The sequence below is a fragment of the Salegentibacter sp. BLCTC genome, from assembly GCF_015143665.1.
Classification (GTDB): Bacteria; Bacteroidota; Bacteroidia; order Flavobacteriales; family Flavobacteriaceae; genus Salegentibacter; species Salegentibacter maritimus.
In genome coordinates this window covers 318324-341228 of record NZ_WYEW01000006.1, presented here as the reverse complement: position 1 = coordinate 341228, position 22905 = coordinate 318324, and the positions used below count along the sequence as shown (strand labels likewise).

Sequence of the window (22905 nt, the reverse complement as noted above, 5' to 3'; positions counted from 1 at the left end):
ATTCACAATTAATAATTAAAACACATAAAATGAATAATTTATATTTCTACTTAACTACAATATTATGTTTTGTAGGCTTTCAAAATATTTATTCTCAGATGAATAGAGATAAACCAAATATTGTGATCATTTATCTTGACGATCTTGGATATGGAGATGTTGGAGCCTATGGAGCTACAGAGATTGAAACACCTAATATGGATAGATTAATTAAAGGTGGTGTACAATTTACAAATGGTTACGCAACTTCTGCCACCTGTACACCTAGCCGTTATGGTCTATTAACAGGAAGCTATCCCTGGCGAAACAAAGATGCAAAAATACTATCTGGTACTGCACCATTTCTTATTGATACTACTCTAACCACCCTTCCAAGAATGCTCAAAGAAAAAGGCTATAATACAGGAGTAGTTGGTAAATGGCACTTAGGTTTAGGGAGTGGCAATGTTAATTGGAATGCTAAAATCTCACCTGGTCCTAATGAAGTAGGCTTTGATTATAGCTACATTATGGCCGCTACACAGGACAGAGTTCCAACAGTTTACATTAAAAACGGGAATGTTGTCGGTTTAGAACAAGAGGATCCAATAGAAGTGAATTATCAAATAAATTTTCCGGGAGAAACTACAGGTAAGGAAAATCCTGAAATGTTGAAAATGAAGTGGCACCATGGTCATAATAATAGTATTGTAAATGGAATCCCTCGTATAGGTTTTATGAAGGGTGGGGAAAAAGCGAAATGGAAGGATGAAGAAATGATGGATGTTTTTTTGAATGAAGCTCAAAAATATATAAAAATTAATAGAAACACTCCTTTTTTCTTGTATTACGCATTGCAGCAGCCTCACGTACCTCGTACACCTCACCCTAGGTTTATAGGTGCTACCGGACTAGGCCCTCGTGGTGATGTTATTGTGGAAGCTGATTGGGCTATTGGTCAATTATTTCAAACACTAGAAAATGAAGGCTTATTGAAGAATACTCTTATCATATTTTCAAGTGATAATGGACCTGTTCTTAATGATGGTTATTATGATGATGCAGTCGAAAAATTGGGAGATCATACTCCATCTGGCCCATTTCGAGGTGGTAAATATAGTCTATTTGAGGCGGGAACTCGTGTGCCTTTTGCAACTTATTGGGCTAGTAAAATTCAGCCGAGAAAAACAGAAGCTATAGTATCTCAGGTTGACCTATTCTCTTCATTGGCTTCTCTAGTAGATAGCGATATTAGAGGTCAAGATAGTAAGAATTTGATAGACGTTTTTTTAGGAAATAGTGATCAGGGACGGGAAGAACTTATTATAGAAGCTGGTGGGAGAACGGCATTGCGAAAAGGTAATTGGATTTTAATTCCTCCATTTAAAGGTCCGAAAATTAATAAATCTGTAAATATAGAATTGGGTAATGCACCAATTTATCAATTATATGATTTAGAAAACGATATTAATCAGCAACATAATTTGGCTAAAAAAAATCCAAAAAAACTAGAAAAGATGGTAGCAGCTTATAAAGCTATTATAGAAAGCAAATAATTTAACTGTATTTTAACGCATATAGACGTTCCTGAAATGGACAGTAATGCTCAATCAAAAAGCCCTTTTATTGTTCGTGACAAAATGTTGGTGAGCCTTGGTACTCCAGGAGGCCATTTAATCACAGATTCGATTTATGAAAACTATAGATTAAATTTAGTATATAGGTTCCCGGGAAACCCCGGGAACTGTGGTGTCCTGGTTCATGCATCTGCCCCACGAGCTCTATATGATATGTTTCCAAAATCTATAGAGGTACAAATGCAGCACAAAAATGCAGGTGATTTTTGGTGTATAGTAGAAAATATAGAAGTGCAGGATATGGAAGAACGACGTGGTCCAAAAGAAAAATGGGGCACAACCGAAGGTAAAAGCCGCAGAATTAAAAATTTAACCAACGAATCTGAAAATCCTTTAGGAGAATGGAATAAGATGGTTATAGAGTGCCGAGCTGATAAGATAAAAGTATGGGTGAATGGTGACTTAGTTAATGAGGGGTTTAATTCGAGCACCCAACGTGGGCGAATAGCAGTTCAAGCAGAAGGCGCTGAAGTTGAGTTTAAGAAAATAGAAATTACTCATTTATAATTAAGCAAGTGTTATTGATTATAGCTGAATGAGTATGTAAAAAATGAAAAAATGAATTTTAAACTACTACTATTTTTATCTTTTGTAACCACTAATCTATTTTCCCAGGAAAGATCTCCAAAAGATTACGTTCAAAAAATAGATGGATCAGAATATGTTATCCCTATGGTCTGGATTCCGAAGGGGAAATTTAAAATGGGAAGTCCGGCAGATGAAAATAAAAGGAGAGAAGATGAAGGTCCCGTTCATACTGTAGAGATCGCTGGTTTTTGGATGTCCCAATATGAGATTACCTGGGAATTATATAAACTATTTTTAAACAGGGAAATAGATACCGTGTCTAAAAATATAGAAAAACCTGATATTGAGATTGAAATCGATGCTATATCCGGGGCCACTATTCCTTATGTAGATATGAGTTTGGGAATGGGTACAGATGAAGGCAAGCCAGTTGTAAATATAACTCATCATGCCGCTTCTAAATTCTGTAAATGGTTATCGGCTAAAACGGGTCATTTCTATCGGTTACCTACTGAAGCTGAATGGGAATATGCGGCACGTGCCGGTACCAATACAGCATATTATTTTGGAGATAATAATAAAGAGCTGGATAAATATGCCTGGTACTATGCCAATAGTAACGGTACTTACCATAGGGTTGGTCAAAAAGAGCCAAACCCCTGGGGGCTTTATGATATGTACGGTAATGTGGCAGAATGGACTTTAGATCAATATTTGCCGAAAGCTTATCAAAATAGAAATTCTATCACTAAAAATCCAATCGAATTCCCCATAGAGGAATATCCTAGATCGGTGAGGGGTGGTTCTTATTTAGACGACAATCAGGATTTGAGAAGTGCATCCCGTATGGCCTCTACTGAAAACTGGAAAATGAGAGATCCACAGTTTCCTAAAAGCAAGTGGTGGAATACCGATGCTCCCTTTGTAGGTTTTAGGATAGTGAGAATAGAGGACATTCCTTCAAAAAATGAATTAGAGAAATATTGGGGAGAAGAAACACCTTAAACATTAAAAAATTACAAAATGAAAAATTCTAAAAAGAACCAGAAATCAATTTTAAAATCTTCCAGAAGAGACTTTGTAAGAAACTCAAGTATTGTTGCAGCCGGGATGATGCTGCCTGGAATGGAAATGAATGCCATGGCAAATGTTTTTAACGAAAAGACCTTAAAACTTGCAGTGGTAGGTTGTGGTGGTAGAGGAACAGGTGCCGCAAATCAGGCTTTAAAAGCCGACGAAAATGTTCAATTAGTAGCTATGGCTGATGCTTTTGAAGACCGTTTAAGCGGTAGTCTTCAAAGCCTTGAAAAAGAATTTGAAGGTAGCAAGAAAGTCAATGTTCAGAAAAAACATCAATATGTAGGTTTTGATGCTTATAAAAAAGCTATTGATGAGGCAGATGTTGTAATTCTTACCACTCCCCCTGGTTTTCGTCCATATCACTTCGAATATGCCATTAATGCCGGAAAACACGTATTTATGGAAAAACCGGTTGCAACCGATGTACCGGGAATACGCAAAGTATTAGAAATGGCGAAAATTGCAAAGGCAAAGAAATTGAACGTAGTAGTTGGACTTCAACGGAGATATCAAAATAATTACCTGGCAATTGCCGAACAAATAAAGCAAAATAAGGCCGGTAAAATTATGTCTGGCCAGGTTTATTGGAATAGTGCAGGGGTTTGGGTAAACCCAAGAAAAGCTGGGCAAAGTGAAATGGAGTATCAAATGCGAAACTGGTATTATTTTAATTGGCTATGTGGAGACCATATTCTTGAGCAGCATATTCATAATATTGATGTTGCTAACTGGTTTATTGGAGAATATCCTATTTCTGCTCAAGGAATGGGAGGTCGTTTGGTAAGAACAGGGCCTGAACACGGAGAGATTTTCGACCATCATTTTGTAGAGTTTAAATACCCTGGTGGTGCAGTAATTTCCAGCCAGTGTAGGCACCAGCCAGGTACCTGGTCTAAGGTAGGTGAGAAGTTTCAGGCTAGCAAAGGAACTGTAGATATGAATGATGCGGGTGCAGCAAGTATAACCGATCTTGATGGAAATGATTTGTTTAGATACCGGGGGCAAAGAGACCCTAACCCTTATCAGGTAGAGCACGATAAACTATTTGCTTCAATAAGAAATAATGAGGTTATTAGTGATGCCGAGAATGGCGCTAAAAGTACAATGACCGCTATAATGGGAAGAATGGCTACTTATTCGGGGCAGGTAATTAACTGGGAAGAAGCATTGAAATCTCAGGAGGTTTTAATGCCTAGGGATGTGACCTGGAACTCCACCCCACCAACATTACCGGGAGAAGATGGTTTATATCCTGTACCCAAACCAGGTAAAACAAAAGTTCTGTAAATTAAAATATACTCTTATTTGAAAAACCATCATTATAATTAATTTTTATTCAACTTATATTATGAAGCGCATAACCGTAATTTTTCTAGCTTTTTTATTTCCCATTCTATTTTCATGTAAGCACCAAACTAAACAAAAGGAAGACGCTAGTAGTTTAATAGCCGAAACCGTTAATAATGCTGAACCTTTTTTTAAAATTTCACTGGCCCAATGGTCACTTAACAAACCTATTTTTGCCGGCGATTTAGACCCGATGGACTTTGCTGAAAAAGCAAAGGAGATGGGGTTTGATGGGATTGAGTATGTGAGTGGCTTTTATTCAGCAAGAATAAAGAATTCTGAAAACCCTGAAATAGCATTTCAGCAAACCCTGGATACTCTAAAGGCGAAAAGTGAAGAATTTGGAGTGGAAAATGTATTAATTATGATAGATGGCGAAGGAGATTTGGCGTCTTCTAACAAAGACAAGCGTGAAAGTGCTGTAGATAATCATAAAAAATGGGTAGATGCAGCCCAATATCTGGGAGCGCACTCTATTCGGGTAAACTTATTTGGTGCCCGGGAGCCTGATGAGTGGAAAAAATCGGCTATAAAGGGCTTGCAGGCCCTTAGCGAATATGCTGCAGAAAAAGGTGTTAATATTTTAGTTGAAAATCATGGACACCTATCTTCAAATGCCGAACTTTTGGTAGCAGTAATAGAGGCAGTTAATATGGATAACTGCGGCACTTTACCAGATTTTGGGAATTTCTGTATAAAAAGGTCTGAAGGCAATTGTGCAGAGGAATACCCAAAATATCAGGGGATCAAAGAAATGATGCCATATGCCAAGGCTGTGAGCGCAAAATCTTACGACTTTAATGAGAAAGGAGAAGAAACCACCTTGGATTATAAACGAATAATGAAAATAGTTAAAGATGCTGGTTATAATGATTATGTAGGAGTGGAGTATGAAGGTTCAAGGCTTTCGCCAGAAGAAGGCATAATAGCTACAAAAAATATTCTTCAGAAAGTTGGTAAAGAATTAAATCAATAAAATATAACTTATAAAAGATAAAGCCGTAAGCCAATCATTAACTAATATGTTCCTAAAGGTTATATTTCAGGTTTATGGTTGGTTTCGGTACATTTTAAGTTGAAAATTAAGCTTATTAGCCCTTGTACAAACCATTACATAATCTGGGATAAATTTGTTGTTTGTGTTACAGGATTACTATTGATAGATTTTGAAATGCAAATACATTCTCAGTATGCTTTAGGTGTTGGGAACAATTTTCTTATCTAATAGTTGAATTGCAGAATGAAAATTAAGCTTGCCACTTTTTTCGTAAACAAAATATAGAAGAGATATAATGATTAACTAAATTAATGATATGAGAAAAATTAGTTTAATAATAACAATGCTTGCCGTAGTGGGAATTGCCTGTAAACACGATAACAAAGGGGATAAGCAGAAGAATTTTGTTGAAGAGAAAGACGCTATAGGAACAAATAAAGCGGAAGAGCTTTGGAGTCAACTTTTTAATGGTGAAAATTTGGATGGCTGGAAAGCCTTTAATGCTGATTCAATTTCAAGCCAGTGGCAGGTGAAAGACGGCGTTATTGTTTTTACTCCTGCCCCGGGAAAACGAACGAGTACAGAAAACCTTATCACTGAAAACACTTATACCAATTTTGAGCTTTCGCTAGAATGGAAAATTTCAAAAGGAGGAAATAGTGGGATTATGTGGGGAGTACAGGAAGGTGAAGCCTTTTCTGAACCTTATTTAACAGGACCGGAAATTCAAATTTTGGATAATGAATTACATCCAGATGCCACGAATGGCCCAATTAGGCAGGCAGGAGCGCTTTATGATATGATGCCACCAAAAAGCGATAAAACCAAAAATGCGGGAAAATGGAATAAAACCGTGATTAAAATTGATCATAACACCAATAAAGGGTCTGTTAGGTTAAACGGTTTTACCATAAACGAATTTCCTGTACACGGTAAAGAATGGAAGGATATGGTTAAATCTTCTAAATTTAAAAACTGGGAAAACTTTGGGAAAACCCGCAAAGGCCATATAGCCCTTCAAGATCACAGCGATAAAGTGTGGTTTAGAAATATTAAAATTAAAGAATTATAAAAGGGAATTAACCTTATTTTGCAGTACTGTGAATAGAATAAAAAAGTAGGAGTACTTTATAGGTTTACTTGAAATCCTTATTAAACCTCTAAAAATCAAATCTAAAACTTTAAATTATCATGATAAAACAAATACCATTTTCTACCATTTTAATGCTCTTTATTTCTATTAATTTTGGAGGTTGTTCCTCGCAAATTTCAGATGAGTGGGAACCACTATTTAATGGTAAAGACCTTAATGATTGGGATATAAAATTTAAAGGTCATCAACTTGGGGAAAATTTCGGGAATACTTTTAGGGTTAATGATGGTCTTTTACAAGTAAGGTATGATGAGTACGAAAATGGGTTTGATGATAAATATGGACATATATTTTATAAAGAAGCTTTTTCAACTTATTTATTGGGTGTTGAATACCGTTTTATAGGAGATCAAGTAAAGAATGGTCCGGGATGGGCCTACCGCAATAATGGTATTATGATTCACGGTCAGAAACCTGAAACCATGGACAAACACCAGGACTTTCCCAATTCTATTGAAGTGCAATTATTGGGTGGGAATGGGAAAGATGAAAGAACAAATGCCAACATATGTACTCCCGGTACCCAATTTGTTATGGACGGGAAGCTTATTACTAATCACTGCACGAATTCAAATTCCAAAACTTTTCCCGGAGATCAATGGGTGCGTGTTGATGTGTTAGTTGTACGCGATTCTTTAATTGTACATTATGCAAATGGAGAAGAAGTACTTAGATATGAGAAACCACAAAACGATGAAGGTACATTATTAACAGGGGGAACTATTTCGCTGCAAAGCGAAAGCCATCCTACAGATTTTAGAAAGGTGGAAATTGTAAATCTTGAAGATTATGCAAGCGATTCTCAAACACTTAAAACGAAAGTAGATAAATTATTAAAAGATAGAAATAATAGATCATAGAAAAAATAGCTATAAGTATTAATTTATTAGCATCGCCACAGGGTATCATAGCCCCCAGGTAGTTTAATAAAGTTTATTAATATTACTTTTAATTGAAAACACTATAATAATGAAGGTCTTAAACGGTAGGTCTTCTATCTGGGTGATACTGGATTTTTTTTAAGAGAGTGTTTGGAAGATTTAATTTTATAAGGGGATTAAGGTTGTCTTACCTCAATCCCCTTGCATCGGCACCGCCAAAGGCTGTAATCCTGGGCTTACCTCAAAATTAAAAATATGTATCCAACGAATATCTAGTGGTTTGCTCGGGGTAGTTTACTAATAATTTTAAAAAATTATATTTCCATTTAGAAGAAAATTTAGTCCTCCATTTTTTGAAGTTTGTTCTCAAATGTACTTATGCTCTTTGCAATTCTTTCACAATGAATAATTAATAACCAAAATTATTAAGAAAGCTTTGCTAAGCTTTTGGATCTTCACCATAACTTTCTATAAAGTCTTATAAATCTTATTTCGCTAGCTTTTGATAAGAATTAGGTATCAAGCCTATACCATATCAAGGGAATCCTGTATTTCAGCTTTAGGCGCTAGACATATCCGGATTTGCGATAAGTAACTGCTTCTAAATAAAGAAAGAATCCAGCTATGTATTGCCAGTCGTTTCACGCCATCTGCGATAAACGGTTTAATTTCATATTCCTTTAATAGACTTTATTAAGTCAGTGCTTCCGCTATTAATATTTAATGATTTTAGCAATTTTGATATTTACTACATAAAATTTGTTGGTAGGCTTCTGTAAATGCTAAACTTCTAAAAATTGAATAGCCCTTATTTACCAGAATTGGTTCTATGTAAAAAAAAAGTTAATTTATTTTATTACAATCGATTGTTATTAGAAAATAATTTTATTAATATTGTCTTGAATTGTTAAATTATAGAAAATGAAATCAACTTGTAGATTAATTTTATTAATGGTATATATTGTTTCGGCTAGCTGCGTTAGTAAGAAATCAAATTTGGAAGCAGCTGATGTGGGGCAGTTGGAAGAGCAATATGAATATTTGTATAAAAGCATTAAGGATGTAAAAGAAAGTCCTAATCCAATGCCTCGTACTACGAAAAATGACAAATTGGTAAATGTTGGCCCTTATGATTGGACAAGTGGTTTTTATCCTGGGTCTTTATGGCAGCTTTATGGTCTAACCGGGAATGATGTTTGGAAGGAACGTGCTATGGTATATACCGAAAAATTGGATACCATACAATATTGGGAGGGAAATCATGATGTAGGCTTTATAATAGAATGTAGTTATGGTAATGGTTTAAAGTATCAGGATTCAAAGGCTTATGAAGATATTATAGTGCAAACTGCGAAATCTCTTTCAACTCGCTTCAAGCCCAATGCGGGCGTTCTCCAGTCATGGGATTGGAATAAAAAATGGGATTGTCCCGTAATTATCGATAATATGATGAATTTAGAGCTATTGTTTCACGCAACTAAAATTTCTGGAGATTCTACATTTTATGATATAGCGGTTAGTCATGCCGATACTACCATGAAAAACCATTTTAGGGAGGATGGAAGTTCTTTTCACGTAGTAGATTATGATCCTTTAACAGGAGATATTAATGAAAAAGTTACGCATCAAGGCTATAGTGATGAATCTGCTTGGTCTAGAGGACAAGCTTGGGCGTTGTATGGCTATGTATTGGTTTATCGGGAAACACAGGATCCTAAGTATTTGAAGCAGGCCGAAAAAATTGCTGATTTTATTAAAACCCACCCTAATTTACCAAATGACCAGATCCCTTATTGGGATTTCGATGTGGCTCCAGGAGAGAATACGCTTCGCGATGCTTCTGCGGCAGCAATTACAGCTTCGGCTCTTTTAGAACTAAGTACTTACGATACAGATGCAAGTAGTAAGGATTATTTAAAGTGGGGAAATGATATTATCGATAGCTTAAGCTCTAAAACCTATTTAGCTAAGGTAGGAACTAATGGAGGATTTCTGTTAAAACATTCTGTTGGTAGCAAGCCTCATGGTGTTGAGTTAGATGTGCCATTAAATTATGCTGACTATTATTATTTAGAAGCACTGTCAAGGCAAAAGCAAATTAGTAAATAGGTTTACTAATTTTTTGGCCCATTTAAACAATCGATTGTTTAATGTGTATTGAATTAATTAACGAAACCAAAAATCATTATGAAAAAATTATTAATTGAAAAAAATAAACCTCAGAATAGGCTGTGGAATATAGCCCCGTTCTTATTTTTTTTATCTTTTTTATTAAGCTTTACAGCATATTCACAGGGGAAGATTAGTATATCTGGAACAGTTACAGATGAAACTGGAATACCATTACCGGGGGTTACGGTAATGGAGAAAAATACCAATAACGGTGTAGTAACCGATTTTGATGGAAATTATGAGATTGTCTTACCCGATTCTAATACGGTTCTCAGTTTTCGGTATGTCGGATTTCTATCCCAGGATATTGAGCCCGCTGGACGTGATGTAATTAACATAGTTCTTAAAGAAGATATAGCAGCCTTAAATGAAGTAGTGGTGGTTGGTTATGGCAAGCAAGAAAGAGCCAATCTTACTGGGGCCGTTTCTACTGTGAATGCCGAAACTATTGAAGATAGACCTGTAACTAATTTGGGGAATGCTTTACAGGGAACTACTTCTGGTTTAAATATTTCCCGTACAACGGGACAGCCTGGTGATGAGGGCTTGAATATACAAATTCGGGGGGCCACATCGGCAAATGGAAATGTGGATCCTTTGCTAATTGTAGATGGAGTAACTATGTCTTTAAACGATCTAAATACTATTAACCCTACCGATGTAAAAACCGTTACGGTGCTAAAAGATGCTGCGGCAGCAGCTATTTATGGATCCCGAGCGGCCGGTGGAGTTATATTGGTTACTACAAAAGAAGGAAAGTCGGGAAAAACTGTTGTAGACTATTCAAGTCTACTTACCGTTCAATGGCCCCTAAATATTCCTGATAGATTGTCTCTTTTAGAAGAGGCTGAATTTTCAAACTTGGCAAGGAAAAATGCCGGTGTTGGGCCCGAGTATAGTGATTTTGATTTAGATAATATTAGAAATGGAGTAGAGTTTGTTGTTTCACCAACCGATTCTACTAGGTATCTTACTTATAACCAAAAAAGTATTAAAGATCAGGTAGCTAGAGATCTATATTTAATGCAAAGTCATAATGTTAGTGCCAGAGGCGGGAGTGATAAGGTTAACTACTTTTTTTCTGTGGGATATTTGGACCAGGAAGGTATGTTCAAAGTTGGCCCAGATGGGAATAAACGTCTTAATACTCGTCTAAATATGAGTGCCGAGTTGTCAAAACACCTATCATTAGATTCTAGATTGGCGTATAATGTTAACGATAGAGAATCGCCTTCTGCAGGAGTAAATGGTTATGGTCTTTTACAGCAAGTTTGGCAGGCAAGACAACGTTTCCCAATCTTTACACCAGAAGGGAAACTCTTTGGTGGTGCTGGAACATCAGGAAATAACACTTATGCCTACCTAACAGAAGGAGGTTATGCTAACGATAAGCGGGCAGAATTAAATGGAACATTTACCCTAACCGCTTCAAACTTTATAGATGGTTTGGAGCTTAAAATGATCTATGGCCGGCAGGAAAATAGACGGGATTATGACAGATTTAATAGAACAGTAGAGTTATGGGATAGATTTTCTCCTGTTTACTATTTAAATAATCCTAACTCCTATACTGTGTTGGGAGCAAATTATGCAAGAGATAACTTTCAGTTCCTAACGAACTATAATATTACCCTTTTTAACAACCATAAAATTCATCTTTTAGGGGGCTATCAATGGGAAGATTATAGAGGACATTCTGTAACAAGCTCTGCCAGTTCCTTAGTTAGTAATGATTTACCATCTTTAAACCTTGGTGATGCCAATAGTAAAAGAAATAGTGAAGGGGTAACAACTTTTGCTAATCAATCATATTTTGGCCGTTTCAATTATAGTTTTAAGGATAAATATTTATTAGAGGCCACGATAAGGGGAGATGAGACTTCCCGCTTAGCGCCTGGATCCAGGCTAAAATGGTTTCCATCAGGTTCTATAGGCTGGAATATGCATAAAGAAAAATGGTTTGAAACTGCTTTACCCTTTTTTAGTGAATTTAAGCCAAGAGCTTCCTGGGGACAATTAGGGAATGCAAATGCCGATATTATTGGCTATTACGATTATATCCCTGGATTAAACTATGGTAATGCTTTGGTTATGGGAGCTACCGAAGACCGTACTACTTATTTTTATCAGGGAGGACTTCCTTCTCCTAATTTAGCCTGGGAAACCGTAGAAACTGTTAACTATGGCGTAGATGTTTCTTTATTTAAGAATAAGCTACAGGGATCTTTTGATTATTATATTAAGCATAACAGGAATATGTTGATACCTACTAATTTACCAGCTACCATAGGTATAAATACACCCAGGGTTAATCGCGGTGAATTAAAAAGTTGGGGATGGGAGACTAATTTAAATTTTAGGGATAAAATAGGTGATGATTTTAGCTATAATATAGGCTTTAATCTATCAGACAACCAGAATGAGTTAATTAGTTATGGTGGTAATAGAAACACTGTAGGTTCTAGAACCAATAGATTAATAGAAGGTTTTCCATTAAATACAATTTGGGGCTATGAAACTGTGCCCGGCTATATAGAAAGCGAAAGTCAATTAGAAAATGCTCCTTTTTATGATAACCGAACAGGAATCGGAGACATAGAATATGTAGATCAAAATGGTGACGGCTTAATTAATAATGGCGGAGGAACAGTTGAAAATCACGGAGATTTAGTGAAACTTGGTACTGACCAATCCAGATACCTATTCGGAATAAATGCCGGGGCAAATTATAAAAATATTGATTTTAGTATTTTCTTTCAGGGAGTTGGAAAACGATCCTTTTTAGCACCAACAGCGGTTGTAATGCCTTTTAATCAAACCTGGTTCCAACCTATGGCATTTCATAGAGATTTTTGGACACCAAATAACCCCGATGCCGCTTTTCCCAGGCCTTTTCTTAAAGGAACTCATAATTATGCAACTTCAGATAGATGGGTGCAAGACGGTAGTTATGTTCGTTTAAAGAATATTCAACTTGGTTACTCTCTCTCCCAAAAAGTAATAAGTCAATTACCTATATCAAGGTTCAGGATTTACGTTACGGGAGAAGATTTACTTCTGTTTAACAAATTGGGAGTCTTTGATGGCGTTTTTGATCCTGAGCAACGCAATGAGCAAAGAGCAAATTATCCGTTTACGGGTAAAGTTGCTTTAGGTATCAATTTATCATTTTAAACAATTTTGAAATTTATCAGTATGAAAAAAGAATTTAGAATATTATTTAGTTTAATAATGGTTTTTGGTGTGCTGTCCTGTAATGTAGATCGCTTACCGGAAACCTCTATTAGTGATCCTGCATTTTGGCAAAATGAAAACGACCTTAAGTCTGCCGCCAATTATTTATATACCTTTTTACCAGGTTTGCCAGAAACCGGTGATGTATGGTCTGATGATGCTTTTGGTACCAGTGCTAACTCTATAAGTGATGGTACTAGAATTACTCCATCTTCCGATGGATACTATAGAGCTCAATATAGACTTATTAGAGCAGCCAATAATATAATTGAAAAAGCAGATTTAGTAGCTGATAGAGGTGGAGATATTAACCAAATAAACATATATGTTGCTGAAGCCAAGTTTTTTAGAGCCTGGGGCTACTTTAATTTGTTTCGCCGCTATGGTGGGGTTCCTTTAATTTTAAAGCCCCTAAACATAGAAGATGAAGAGCTCAATATGGGACAGGCTTCAAGAGAAGAGGTTGTAGCCCAAATATATAGTGATTTAGATTCGGCAGTATTAGAACTTAAATCTCCAGGTACAATTAAAGCCGAGGATTATGGAAGGATATCCAAAACTGCTGCTTTAGCTTTTAAATCTAGAGTAGCTTTATTTGAAGGAACACGAAGCAAATTTCACGGTTATGGCGATGCTCAAAAACATTTGATGATTGCGAAGACAGCAGCGAAAGAAGTTATGGATTCTGGAGAACATGATATTTTTTCAAATTATTTCAATCTCTTTCAATATGAGGGAGAAGGTAGGCAGAACAAGGAGAATATATTAGTGAGGCAATATGGTAAAAACTTAGAAGAATCTATTTCTTATCATGTGGCACAAAGAAATTTAGAAACTGGGGCTGCCAATCCTACCAGGGGCTTAGCCACTTCTTATTTAATGACTGATGGACTGCCAATTAGTAAGTCTCCCTTATATGAAAAACCTACCAATACCGTAGAAGTTTTTAATAATAGAGATCCTCGTATGGGGGCTACCTTCTTTAAAGAGGGTGATGAGTATATTGGTACCCAGCCTGTATTTAATATTCCGGCGATAAGTTTTCAGAAAACTGGGTTTGCCAATAGGAGATATGCCAATTTGAACGATTGGCAAGTTTCCCGATCTTATATTGACAGAACGCTTATTCGTTATGCTGAGGTTTTACTGAATTATGCCGAAGCAACCTATGAATTAGATGAGAGCATTAATGATGAAGATCTCAATATTTCGGTAAATATATTACGCGACCGGGAAAGTGTTTCCATGCCTCACCTCACCAATTCCCTTGTAGATAACAATGGCCTTGAAATGCGTGAAGAAATAAGAAGGGAGCGAAGAGTTGAATTGGCACTTGAAGGCTTTAGATATTGGGACTTGATTAGATGGAAAACTGCAGAAATAGAATTACCAAAAACTATATTGGGAAATTACTTTTTTGATGAATTCGGAACTGAGGTAGTTCCCGAGGTAACTTCAGATAACTTGATTATTCTACAAAAAGCAGAAAATAGGCACTTTGACCCTGCTCGGGATTATCTCTGGCCATTTCCAGTAAATCAAATTGCACTAAACCCTTCTCTGGAGCAAAATCCGGGTTGGTAAGAGATTTAATAATATTGCCAGGCTCTTAAGAAAGATGTTAAGACCTTTAAGTTATATTGGTTCTTAATAGCACCCTTAGAATCTTATTTAGGTTATTTAAGCAATAGGTGATTTTAATTACCTATTGCTTAAAACTAGCAAATACAAAGAGCCTCTTGCAATATTTACATAACAACTTCAGTAAATGTAAACTATTATGAAAAGAAAGGAATTTCTGGTATCTGCTTCAGGAGTAATGGCACTTTCTGCCTTAGATCCTTTTAGAATAGCTGCTGCTAACCAGAAACAAGCTGGTTTAGAATCTTTTGGAAGTAATGACCGAGAGGTCTGGGTTAATACGTTATATAAAATGGCTCAACCTATATTTTCTAACCTGGCAAAGTCTACACTTAGAAAAAATATGCCAGTAGAGAAATCACCATCTTACGATTCCCGAAAGGATGTTACTTACCTGGAAGCGGTAGGTCGGTGTATGGCCGGTGTGGCACCCTGGTTGGCTTTGCCCGATGATGATTCGGAAGAAGGCAAATTAAGAAAAGCACTTAGGGAAAATGTTATTAAAGGTATTTCTAATGCTGTAGACCCGGCTAACCCCGATTACCTAAACTTTAGAAAAGAGTACCAACCTATTGTAGATGGGGCTTACCTTGCACATGGTTTCATAAGAGCACGTAATACTTTATGGGATCCTTTGGATGATGTAACAAAACAAAGGCTTATTACTGAATTTAAGGCTTTACGAACACGAAAACCGTTTGAGAGCAATTGGTTACTTTTTACAGCGATAACTGAGGCCTTTCTATTGTCTATTGGTGAAGATTGGAATAAGAAAGCAGTAGATCACGCTTTAGTGAAATTTGATGAATGGTATGTAGGCGACGGTTGGTATAGTGATGGGAAAACATTTGCCTTTGATTATTACAACTCTTATGTGATTCATCCTATGCTCGTGGATACCCTTAAGATTTTAGCTCAACATGATAAAGGGATGCAGGGAAGATATGAATTGGCACTAAAACGAATGGTACGCTATTCCTGGCAACTGGAAAGGGTGATCTCTCCAGAAGGCACTTTTCCGCCTATTGGTCGCTCTATAACCTATCGTACCGGGGCTATGCAAGCATTGGCTCAAGTAGCACTTGAGGAAAGGCTACCGGAAGATATAAACCCGGCACAGGTAAGGTGTGCCCTTACCCAAGTCACTAAAAACTTGTTAAGCGAGAGTGTTTTTGATGACAATAATTGGTTGGTACTCGGCTTTACAGGGCATCACCCCCAGATAGCAGATTATTATACTTCTACCGGCAGCCTATACATGGCCTCTTTAAGTTTTTTACCGTTGGGTCTTCCAAAGGAAAGTGTTTTTTGGAGTGGTGCTAAAGAAGAATGGACTTCCAAAAAAGCCTGGAATAAGGCTGCTTTCAAGAAAGATTATCATGTGAAATATTGAATTAACTGCAAACTAATCTTAAAGTCTATCCTCTTTTTCTGAAGTTATAACCCGAAGGAAATCAGCTTAAATGTAGTCACCCGGAAACTATTACCTTTAATTTTCTTTTATTATTTCCCATTGATAAACTAAAGGAAGGCTTTGAAGAAGCAGTTGGGTTGGCTTAACTGTTACTGGCAAAGATTATAATGAAAAAAGAGCCTTAGTGCTTTATATAGATGATTAATAAATTTTAAATAATTGATTTGTAAGGCGGGCTCTCAAAAGGAAGGGAAGCGCGAGATATAATAAAAACTTTAGTTAGTATGATTTTAAGAAACTTGCATTTAATGCTTTATAGGAAAAGGACTTCTATTATAAATTTGCTTTTTTTCATTCTTGTTTTTTTACCCCTTTTAGCAAATGCACAAGAGCAAAGAAATTTATTGCAGAAAGAACTACAGGAAAATAGCCTTTCAAGCTGGCAAAATATAGAATTAACAGGTTTTACTGCAGCATCTATAAGTGAAAAGTTACAAGAATTGCCTGAGAGCTCTAAACAAGAAATAAGAAGGAAAGGAGAAGCTGCTTTAGCTTATAATTGGCCTGTTATTCCTGTAACTGCTTATTTAGAATTCGTGCGGTCTGGAGATAGGGAAATTATGCAAAGGTATTACCGCCAGCGAAATAAGACATTAAAAAATCTGGTGCTTGCCGAATTGTTGGAAGGTGAAAAAAAATATATTGACGCCATTGTTAATGCAAGTTGGGCTCTTTGTGAGCAATCTTCCTGGGTTCTTTCTGCACATTTGCCTTCACAAAAAGCTGGAGCCGGTGTCCCTGATATACAGGAACCTATATTAGACTTGGGCGCAGGCGAAACTTCAGTGAACCTGGGGTGGGTATATCACCTTTTTGGTACTGAGCTTGATAAAATCTCACCATTACTTAAAAAACGAATATTTTTAGAAATAGATGAAAAAATTATTCAGCCGTATGTTCAGCGAAATGACTTTTGGTGGATGGCATTTAAAGAAAATGAGTTTGTAAACAATTGGAATCCATGGGTGAATTATAATGTAGTATTAAGTACAATTTTACTGGGAGATGCAGTAAATAATGATTTAAGGAAAAAAGTTGTAAAAAAAAGTATGAGGTCTGTAGACAACTTTATAAACTATTATAAACAAGACGGGGCTGCCGATGAGGGGCCTAATTATTGGAGTCATGCTGGAGGTAAATTATTGGAATATTTAGAGTTGTTAAAAAATGTTTCAAAAGGTTATATAGACCTTGGTCAGGAACAAATCATTCAAAATATTGGTACTTATATCATGGATGTGCATATTGTAAATAAGTTCTATGTGAATTTTGCAGACTCTTCGGTACGAGTTAAACCTAACCCTGCTTTAATATATAGATACGGTTTGTACATCAATAAGCCAGAATTAATGCAGTTTGGGGCTTTTGTATCACAAAACACTAATTTTTTGGACCACCCCATTATTGGCTCTTTAGATTATTCCCTAAACAATCTTTATATATATAAACAACTTGAGAATACTGCTCCCCTTAAGGAGAATAAATTGGTTTCACGATTTGACGAGACCGGTGTAGTAATAGGAAGAACAAGTAGCAATGGAAAGAAAGGTTTTTTCTTTGCAGCTAAAGGAGGGCATAATAACGAAAGTCACAATCATAACGATGTGGGTTCTTTTGTTCTGTATCATCAGGGAGAACCACTTATAGTAGACGTAGGAGTGGAAACCTATACAGCAAAAACCTTTAGTAAAGATCGTTATGAAATCTGGACTATGCAATCAGACTATCATAACTTACCAAAAATCAATAATAATTCTCAGGCTTTCGGCAAAGAGTTTTCTGCTAAGGATGAATCTGTAAAACAGACTAGTTTAGGTTTGAAGTTTAGGTTAGATATTAGCGAAGCTTACCCAAAAGAAGCATATAGTAAAAAATGGGTAAGAAATTTTGAATTAAAAAGGGAGCAGCCTGAATTGATAATAGAAGATAGTGTTGAGTATAATAAAATTGAAACTCCTGCTATTCATAATTTTATGCTGGCAGCCCCTCCTAAATTGGTGAAAAAGGGAAAAATACTTCTAAGACAGACAGATGACGCAAAAGTCCATTTTTATTATCCCTCGGCTAAATTCAAGTTCGATGTAGAGGAGATTGTTTTGAATGATGAAAAATTATTGAAAGACTGGCAGCAGGAAAAGCTATATCGTTTAGTTTTAACCTCCAGAAACATAGATAAATTAAAAGAGGTATCCAGTTTTCGGATTCTTGAGGAGTAATAAAACAGAAGATTTAGTATGAAAAAAAATATTATTTTATCCTACCTATTTATTTGCTCTGTGTTAGCTACTCAGGCACAAGAAGATTCCTTTCTATTAAATAACTTTAATTTAAGCTATCCGGGGATGGATCAGGTGAAAGAAGTAATTGTAGAAGATAAAAATAAAGCCAAAAAAGCACTCCTGGATTATTTTAAGCAAAAAGATAATTTATACTTAAAGTTATCATCAAATGATGCCGATAGGATTAGGCAAGAATTCCCAAAGGAGGTAGAACGCTCAATTGCTACGGCAGAAGAGGTTCGAGAAAAATATTTTCTGTTTCGTTATCCGTGGGATATGGAGAAAACCAATATTCCTTATCAGTTTGAGAACGAAATAGACTGGCAGGCCAATCCTTTTGGTGATCCCGAGTGGACTTTTATGCTTAATCGTGGAAGATATTGGCAGGATTTAGGTAAAGCGTACCTGCTAACGGGAAAAGAGAAATACGCTAAAACCTTTGTGCAGCAGGTAAGCGATTGGATAGACTCTAATCCTCTTTCTAAGGAAACCAAAGCTACATCCTGGCGGCGTATAGATACGGGAATAAGGGCAGAAAACTGGATAAAAAGTTTTGAATATTTTAAAGGATCAAAAAGTATTACTCCAGGCTTTTTTTGGAAATTTATGAATTCTCTGGTTCAACACGCCGAGTATTTAAATGAGGGTTTTAGCAAATTTTCTCAAACCAGTAACTGGGGGGTGCTGGAATTTCAAGGGCTTTATCATATAGCCTTATTTATGCCCGAATTTACCAAAGCAGATAAATGGAAGGAAGATGCTGTCCAAAACCTTCTGGTAACCGCAAGAAATCAAATCTTAAAAGATGGCACACAATGGGAGCAATCGCCAATGTATCATAATGAGGTTTTTCATAGTTTTATGAACGTGGTTTTGTTATCACAGCGCACAAATACAAATCTGCCTAAAACTATTGTTAAGAAAACAAAGGATATGGCTTATGCTAACCTGGAGTGGCAAAAGCCTAATTATCACCAACCTTTACTAGGAGATAGTGACGACACCGATTTACGAGACCTTCTTACTACTGCCGGAATTATTTTTATGGATCCGGTTATAAAGAGCCGTGCTTTTCCTATTGCAGATTATGAAAATGAGTTTTTATTTGATATAGAAAGCAAAAAGGCTTATAAAGAATTAAATAAACAAGTACCTGAATTTCTTTCAATTTTTCAGGAAAGTTCGGGCGATTTGTATTCCAGGTCTTCCTGGCAGGAAGATGCTTTTTATAGTAGTTTTCATTTAAAAAGGTTGGGGGGAGGACATTCCCATGATAATTTGTTGCATTTTAGTCTTTTTGCTTTTGGGCGCGATTATCTGGTAGATCCAGGGCGATTTACGTATGTAAATAACAAATGGCGAGAGTATTTTAAAGACAGTCGTTCTCACAATACTTTAGCGGTAGATGGAAAGCCAAATAGTGTTTATGGAACTTCCTGGGGGAATAAATTTGATGCCAAACAGGAAGGTGTTTTAGCTATAACTGAAAAAGAATTTGACTATGCCGAAGCGATTAATACAGCATATCAACGTCTTGATGATCCGGTAGACGTAAAAAGAAGAATGTTGTATTTAAAACCCGATGTTTGGCTGTTAATAGATAGCTTTAAAGGGAAAGAAACACATACTTATTCGCAGTTTTTCAATTTTCCCAATAAAAGAATAAGCCTAAATGGAAACTCGGTTTCTACAACTTACCCCGATAATAATTTAATGATTCAACCCATAAATCCGGTTGATATTAGTCTGAAAGAGGCCTGGATATCTCCTGAATATAATTTAAAAGAGGAGAGTCTAAAGGCTGAATTCTCTATCGAAAAGACAGGCTTCAATTCTTTTATTACGTTACTCTATTTCCCTGAAAATACTAAAGTGAAATTTGAGAAGGTACCGGTTTATGATGTAATGAATACTTTGCGCCCTGACGAAGAAGTGGAGGCAGTGAAATTAAGATTTAACTCTAAAGAATATATTCTAGTAGTCGCTCATAAAAAAGCTCCTGTACTTACTACATTTTTTTATGTAGAAGGCCAGGCAATAATGGGGGAAGTCGCACTTATAGAAATAAAAAATAACGAAAAAGAGATTCACATCTTAAAATAATTAGGTTATTTATACCTTTAATTTTAATGTAAGAAATGATAAATCAAAAATATAGAATTCAATTAGTTCTTTTAACATACATTTTTTTAATCTGCTTTTCAACATTTGCTCAGGATAAAGCAAAAATAGAGTCACGGGAATATTTTGTAAACGCCTTAGTGAAAATATCAGATCCTGTTCTATCTGCTTTGGCAAATAACAAGCTTAAAGAGACGATGCCCGTTGAAGTTGTTCATAATGCAAAGAGATCTAATTATACTTATCTCGAGGCTTTTGGAAGAACTCTGTCTGGAATTGCTCCCTGGTTGGAACTGGGGCCAGATGAAACAGAAGAAGGCAGGTTAAGGGAAAAGTACATACAACTTAGCCTAAAAGGTTTGGAGAATGCTACAAATCCCAGGGCTAAAGACTATATGAATTTTAGCGAGGGAAGTCAACCTTTGGTGGATGCTGCTTTTCTCGCTCAGGGCTTATTGCGAGCACCAAAAGAGCTATGGGGAAGATTAGATGAAGAGGCCAGGGAAAATATTCTTATTTCTCTGAAGAAAACCCGAAAAATTGAACCTGTTTATAACAACTGGTTGTTGTTTACGGCCATGGTAGAAGCCGCTATCCTTAAATTTGAAGGAGAAGCAGATATGGTTCGTATTCAGTATGCCATAAAGAAACATGACGAATGGTACCTGGGGGATGGTACGTATGGAGATGGCCCTAATTTTCACTGGGACTACTATAACGGTTATGTAATTCAGCCTATGTTATTAGATATTTACAAAGTACTGGTGGATAGAAAGAACGATTTAGGCTGGAGATATAAGGATATTGATGAGGAGTATAATGAAATAGTGAAGAGGGCGCAAAAATACGCTCTTATTCAGGAGCGTTTAATTTCTCCATCCGGCACTTATCCTCCTTTGGGGAGGTCTTCAACCTACAGGTTTGGCGCCTTCCAGGCATTGTCACAAATAGCGCTTTTTCAAAAACTACCTAAAGCCATTACACCTGCCCAGGTACGTTCAGGACTGCAAGCGGTGATTGAAAAACAAATGACCGCTAAAGATATGTTTGACGAGAATGGCTGGTTAACCCTTGGTTTTTATGGGCATCAGCCAGAAATGGCTGAAGCTTACATCTCTACAGGTAGCCTTTATCTTTGTACTGAAGTCTTTCTAATCTTAGGACTTGAGCCGGAAACCCCCTTTTGGTCAGACCCGGCCGAGGACTGGAGCCAAAAGCAAATTTGGTCTACCAAGTAAATAGGTAGTGTAAAGAAAAATAGATGTCTGGCATTAATATTTTATAGATATTAGATCTTTAGTTTATTTTTTCCTAAGAGAAGAGCCTCTGGCTAGTAGGGTAGATTTAAGCGTAATGGTTTTATGTAAAACCTCTTTTTCCCCTCTCTTAATATTATCTATAAGAAGATCGTATGCATTTTTACCAATTTCAAAAGCAGATTGATCAATAGTAGAGAGTGGAGGCTCTATAACTTTTGAAGAAGGTTCATTACTAAAGCCTATAACAGCTATATCTTCAGGAATTCTCTTTCCTTTCTCTTTTAGGTGCTTTAAGGCACCAATAGCAGCAATATCGTTGGCAGAAAATATTCCATCAAAATCTATTTTGGCATCTAAAAGTTTTTGAGTTTCTTCATAACCATTCGCTTCCATTAAAGGTGAATTAATCACAAGCTCTTCTTTAAAAGGTAGATTGTTTTCCAGTAAAGCCAATTTATAACCTCTTAATCGGTTTTTGTAAATTTCCAGTGTTTGAGGGCCGGAGAAATGCACAATTTTAGAACAGCCTTGCGAAATAAGGTGATTTACAGCATCGTATGCAGCTTGTTGATCGTCTATAAGAACCTGGCTGCTTTCCTGTACCTCGGGGCAAAACCGGTCAAAAAATACCAATGGAATTCCGTTGTTTTTAAGTTGTTTTAGATGTTCTCCATTTTGTGTTTCCATGGCAATAGAGATAATTACGCCATCTACACGATTTGAAATAAGGTTTTTTATAATGGCCTGTTCCTTCTCCAGGCTTTCCTGAGATTGACAAATTACCACGTTAAACCCTGTTTTAAAAGCACTTTCTTCAATCCCCGCAATTACCGTAGAAAAGAAATATCTTGATATCCGCGGAACTACAACACCTATAGTATTACTTTTGCTTTGTCTTAAATTAGAAGCTAAAAGATTGCGTTGGTAGCCTAACTCTTTTGCTTTGGCAATCACTTTTGCTTTGGTTTTTGCAGTAACTTTACTATTATTGTTCAAAGCTCGTGAAACCGTAGAGCTATCTATTTTTAGCTCTCGGGCAATATCGTGTATGGTTGTGCGGTGATTTTTCATATGTTAATTGCACTTAAATTGATAATTGAGCAAAAAAATACTGAGTATTTCA

15 protein-coding genes are annotated in these 22905 nt (G+C 36.3%); 14 read left to right on the top strand and 1 reads right to left on the bottom strand.

The window, feature by feature from the left end; genetic code table 11:
• Positions 1-98: 98 nt before the first annotated feature.
• The 14 genes from GUB10_RS09585 to GUB10_RS09520 all read left to right on the top strand — a co-directional run bounded on the left by GUB10_RS09585 (position 99) and on the right by GUB10_RS09520 (position 21761).
• Entirely contained in the window at positions 99-1535 is a 1437-nt protein-coding gene (locus GUB10_RS09585; RefSeq protein ID WP_227740362.1) for an arylsulfatase, read from the top strand.
• 36 nt (positions 1536-1571) lie between these two features.
• Positions 1572-2123 (top strand): DUF1080 domain-containing protein, encoded by a 552-nt coding sequence (locus GUB10_RS09580; RefSeq protein WP_193711213.1) that lies wholly within the window; start codon positions 1572-1574, stop codon positions 2121-2123.
• 51 nt (positions 2124-2174) lie between these two features.
• A complete protein-coding gene (locus GUB10_RS09575) occupies positions 2175-3149 on the top strand; it encodes a formylglycine-generating enzyme family protein (protein ID WP_193711212.1) in 975 nt (324 codons plus the stop codon).
• An 18-nt stretch (positions 3150-3167) separates the two neighbouring features.
• Entirely contained in the window at positions 3168-4511 is a 1344-nt protein-coding gene (locus GUB10_RS09570; protein WP_193711211.1) for a Gfo/Idh/MocA family protein, read from the top strand.
• 61 nt (positions 4512-4572) lie between these two features.
• On the top strand, positions 4573-5547 hold the full coding sequence (locus GUB10_RS09565) for a sugar phosphate isomerase/epimerase (protein WP_193711210.1): 975 nt from the start codon (positions 4573-4575) through the stop codon (positions 5545-5547).
• A 337-nt stretch (positions 5548-5884) separates the two neighbouring features.
• On the top strand, positions 5885-6640 hold the full coding sequence (locus tag GUB10_RS09560) for a DUF1080 domain-containing protein (RefSeq protein ID WP_193711209.1): 756 nt from the start codon (positions 5885-5887) through the stop codon (positions 6638-6640).
• A gap of 119 nt (positions 6641-6759) precedes the next feature.
• Positions 6760-7581: a DUF1080 domain-containing protein gene (locus GUB10_RS09555; protein ID WP_227740357.1), complete on the top strand. Its 822-nt coding sequence runs from the start codon at positions 6760-6762 to the stop codon at positions 7579-7581.
• A 942-nt stretch (positions 7582-8523) separates the two neighbouring features.
• Positions 8524-9711, top strand: coding sequence for a glycoside hydrolase family 88 protein (locus GUB10_RS09550; protein ID WP_193711208.1), 1188 nt, complete (start codon positions 8524-8526; stop codon positions 9709-9711).
• Positions 9712-9789: 78 nt separating this feature from the next.
• Positions 9790-12948 carry a TonB-dependent receptor gene (locus tag GUB10_RS09545; protein WP_193711207.1) on the top strand — a complete coding sequence of 1053 codons (3159 nt, stop codon included), beginning with the start codon at positions 9790-9792 and terminating at the stop codon, positions 12946-12948.
• Positions 12949-12969: 21 nt separating this feature from the next.
• Positions 12970-14592 carry a RagB/SusD family nutrient uptake outer membrane protein gene (locus GUB10_RS09540; RefSeq protein WP_193711206.1) on the top strand — a complete coding sequence of 541 codons (1623 nt, stop codon included), beginning with the start codon at positions 12970-12972 and terminating at the stop codon, positions 14590-14592.
• 196 nt (positions 14593-14788) lie between these two features.
• Positions 14789-16042: a DUF2264 domain-containing protein gene (locus GUB10_RS09535; protein ID WP_193711205.1), complete on the top strand. Its 1254-nt coding sequence runs from the start codon at positions 14789-14791 to the stop codon at positions 16040-16042.
• 425 nt (positions 16043-16467) lie between these two features.
• Entirely contained in the window at positions 16468-18339 is a 1872-nt protein-coding gene (locus GUB10_RS09530; protein WP_193711204.1) for a heparinase II/III family protein, read from the top strand.
• 18 nt (positions 18340-18357) lie between these two features.
• A complete protein-coding gene (locus GUB10_RS09525; RefSeq protein ID WP_193711203.1) occupies positions 18358-20505 on the top strand; it encodes an alginate lyase family protein in 2148 nt (715 codons plus the stop codon).
• 35 nt (positions 20506-20540) lie between these two features.
• Complete coding sequence (locus tag GUB10_RS09520) at positions 20541-21761, top strand: DUF2264 domain-containing protein (RefSeq protein WP_193711202.1); 1221 nt, start codon at positions 20541-20543, stop codon at positions 21759-21761.
• Positions 21762-21824: 63 nt separating this feature from the next.
• On the opposite strand, the gene GUB10_RS09515 is transcribed toward GUB10_RS09520, so the two are convergent.
• Positions 21825-22853 (bottom strand): LacI family DNA-binding transcriptional regulator, encoded by a 1029-nt coding sequence (locus GUB10_RS09515; protein WP_193711201.1) that lies wholly within the window; start codon positions 22851-22853, stop codon positions 21825-21827.
• Positions 22854-22905: the final 52 nt, after the last annotated feature.

Excerpts from the sequence above, each read along its gene's own strand:
- GUB10_RS09585 (WP_227740362.1), top strand. The coding sequence starts at position 99 with ATGAATAGAGATAAACCAAATATTGTGATCATTTATCTTGACGATCTT.
- GUB10_RS09580 (WP_193711213.1), top strand. The coding sequence starts at position 1,572 with ATGGACAGTAATGCTCAATCAAAAAGCCCTTTTATTGTTCGTGACAAA.
- GUB10_RS09575 (WP_193711212.1), top strand. The coding sequence starts at position 2,175 with ATGAATTTTAAACTACTACTATTTTTATCTTTTGTAACCACTAATCTA.
- GUB10_RS09570 (WP_193711211.1), top strand. The coding sequence starts at position 3,168 with ATGAAAAATTCTAAAAAGAACCAGAAATCAATTTTAAAATCTTCCAGA.
- GUB10_RS09565 (WP_193711210.1), top strand. The coding sequence starts at position 4,573 with ATGAAGCGCATAACCGTAATTTTTCTAGCTTTTTTATTTCCCATTCTA.
- GUB10_RS09560 (WP_193711209.1), top strand. The coding sequence starts at position 5,885 with ATGAGAAAAATTAGTTTAATAATAACAATGCTTGCCGTAGTGGGAATT.
- GUB10_RS09555 (WP_227740357.1), top strand. The coding sequence starts at position 6,760 with ATGATAAAACAAATACCATTTTCTACCATTTTAATGCTCTTTATTTCT.
- GUB10_RS09550 (WP_193711208.1), top strand. The coding sequence starts at position 8,524 with ATGAAATCAACTTGTAGATTAATTTTATTAATGGTATATATTGTTTCG.
- GUB10_RS09545 (WP_193711207.1), top strand. The coding sequence starts at position 9,790 with ATGAAAAAATTATTAATTGAAAAAAATAAACCTCAGAATAGGCTGTGG.
- GUB10_RS09540 (WP_193711206.1), top strand. The coding sequence starts at position 12,970 with ATGAAAAAAGAATTTAGAATATTATTTAGTTTAATAATGGTTTTTGGT.
- GUB10_RS09535 (WP_193711205.1), top strand. The coding sequence starts at position 14,789 with ATGAAAAGAAAGGAATTTCTGGTATCTGCTTCAGGAGTAATGGCACTT.
- GUB10_RS09525 (WP_193711203.1), top strand. The coding sequence starts at position 18,358 with ATGAAAAAAAATATTATTTTATCCTACCTATTTATTTGCTCTGTGTTA.
- GUB10_RS09520 (WP_193711202.1), top strand. The coding sequence starts at position 20,541 with ATGATAAATCAAAAATATAGAATTCAATTAGTTCTTTTAACATACATT.
- GUB10_RS09515 (WP_193711201.1), bottom strand. The coding sequence starts at position 22,853 with ATGAAAAATCACCGCACAACCATACACGATATTGCCCGAGAGCTAAAA.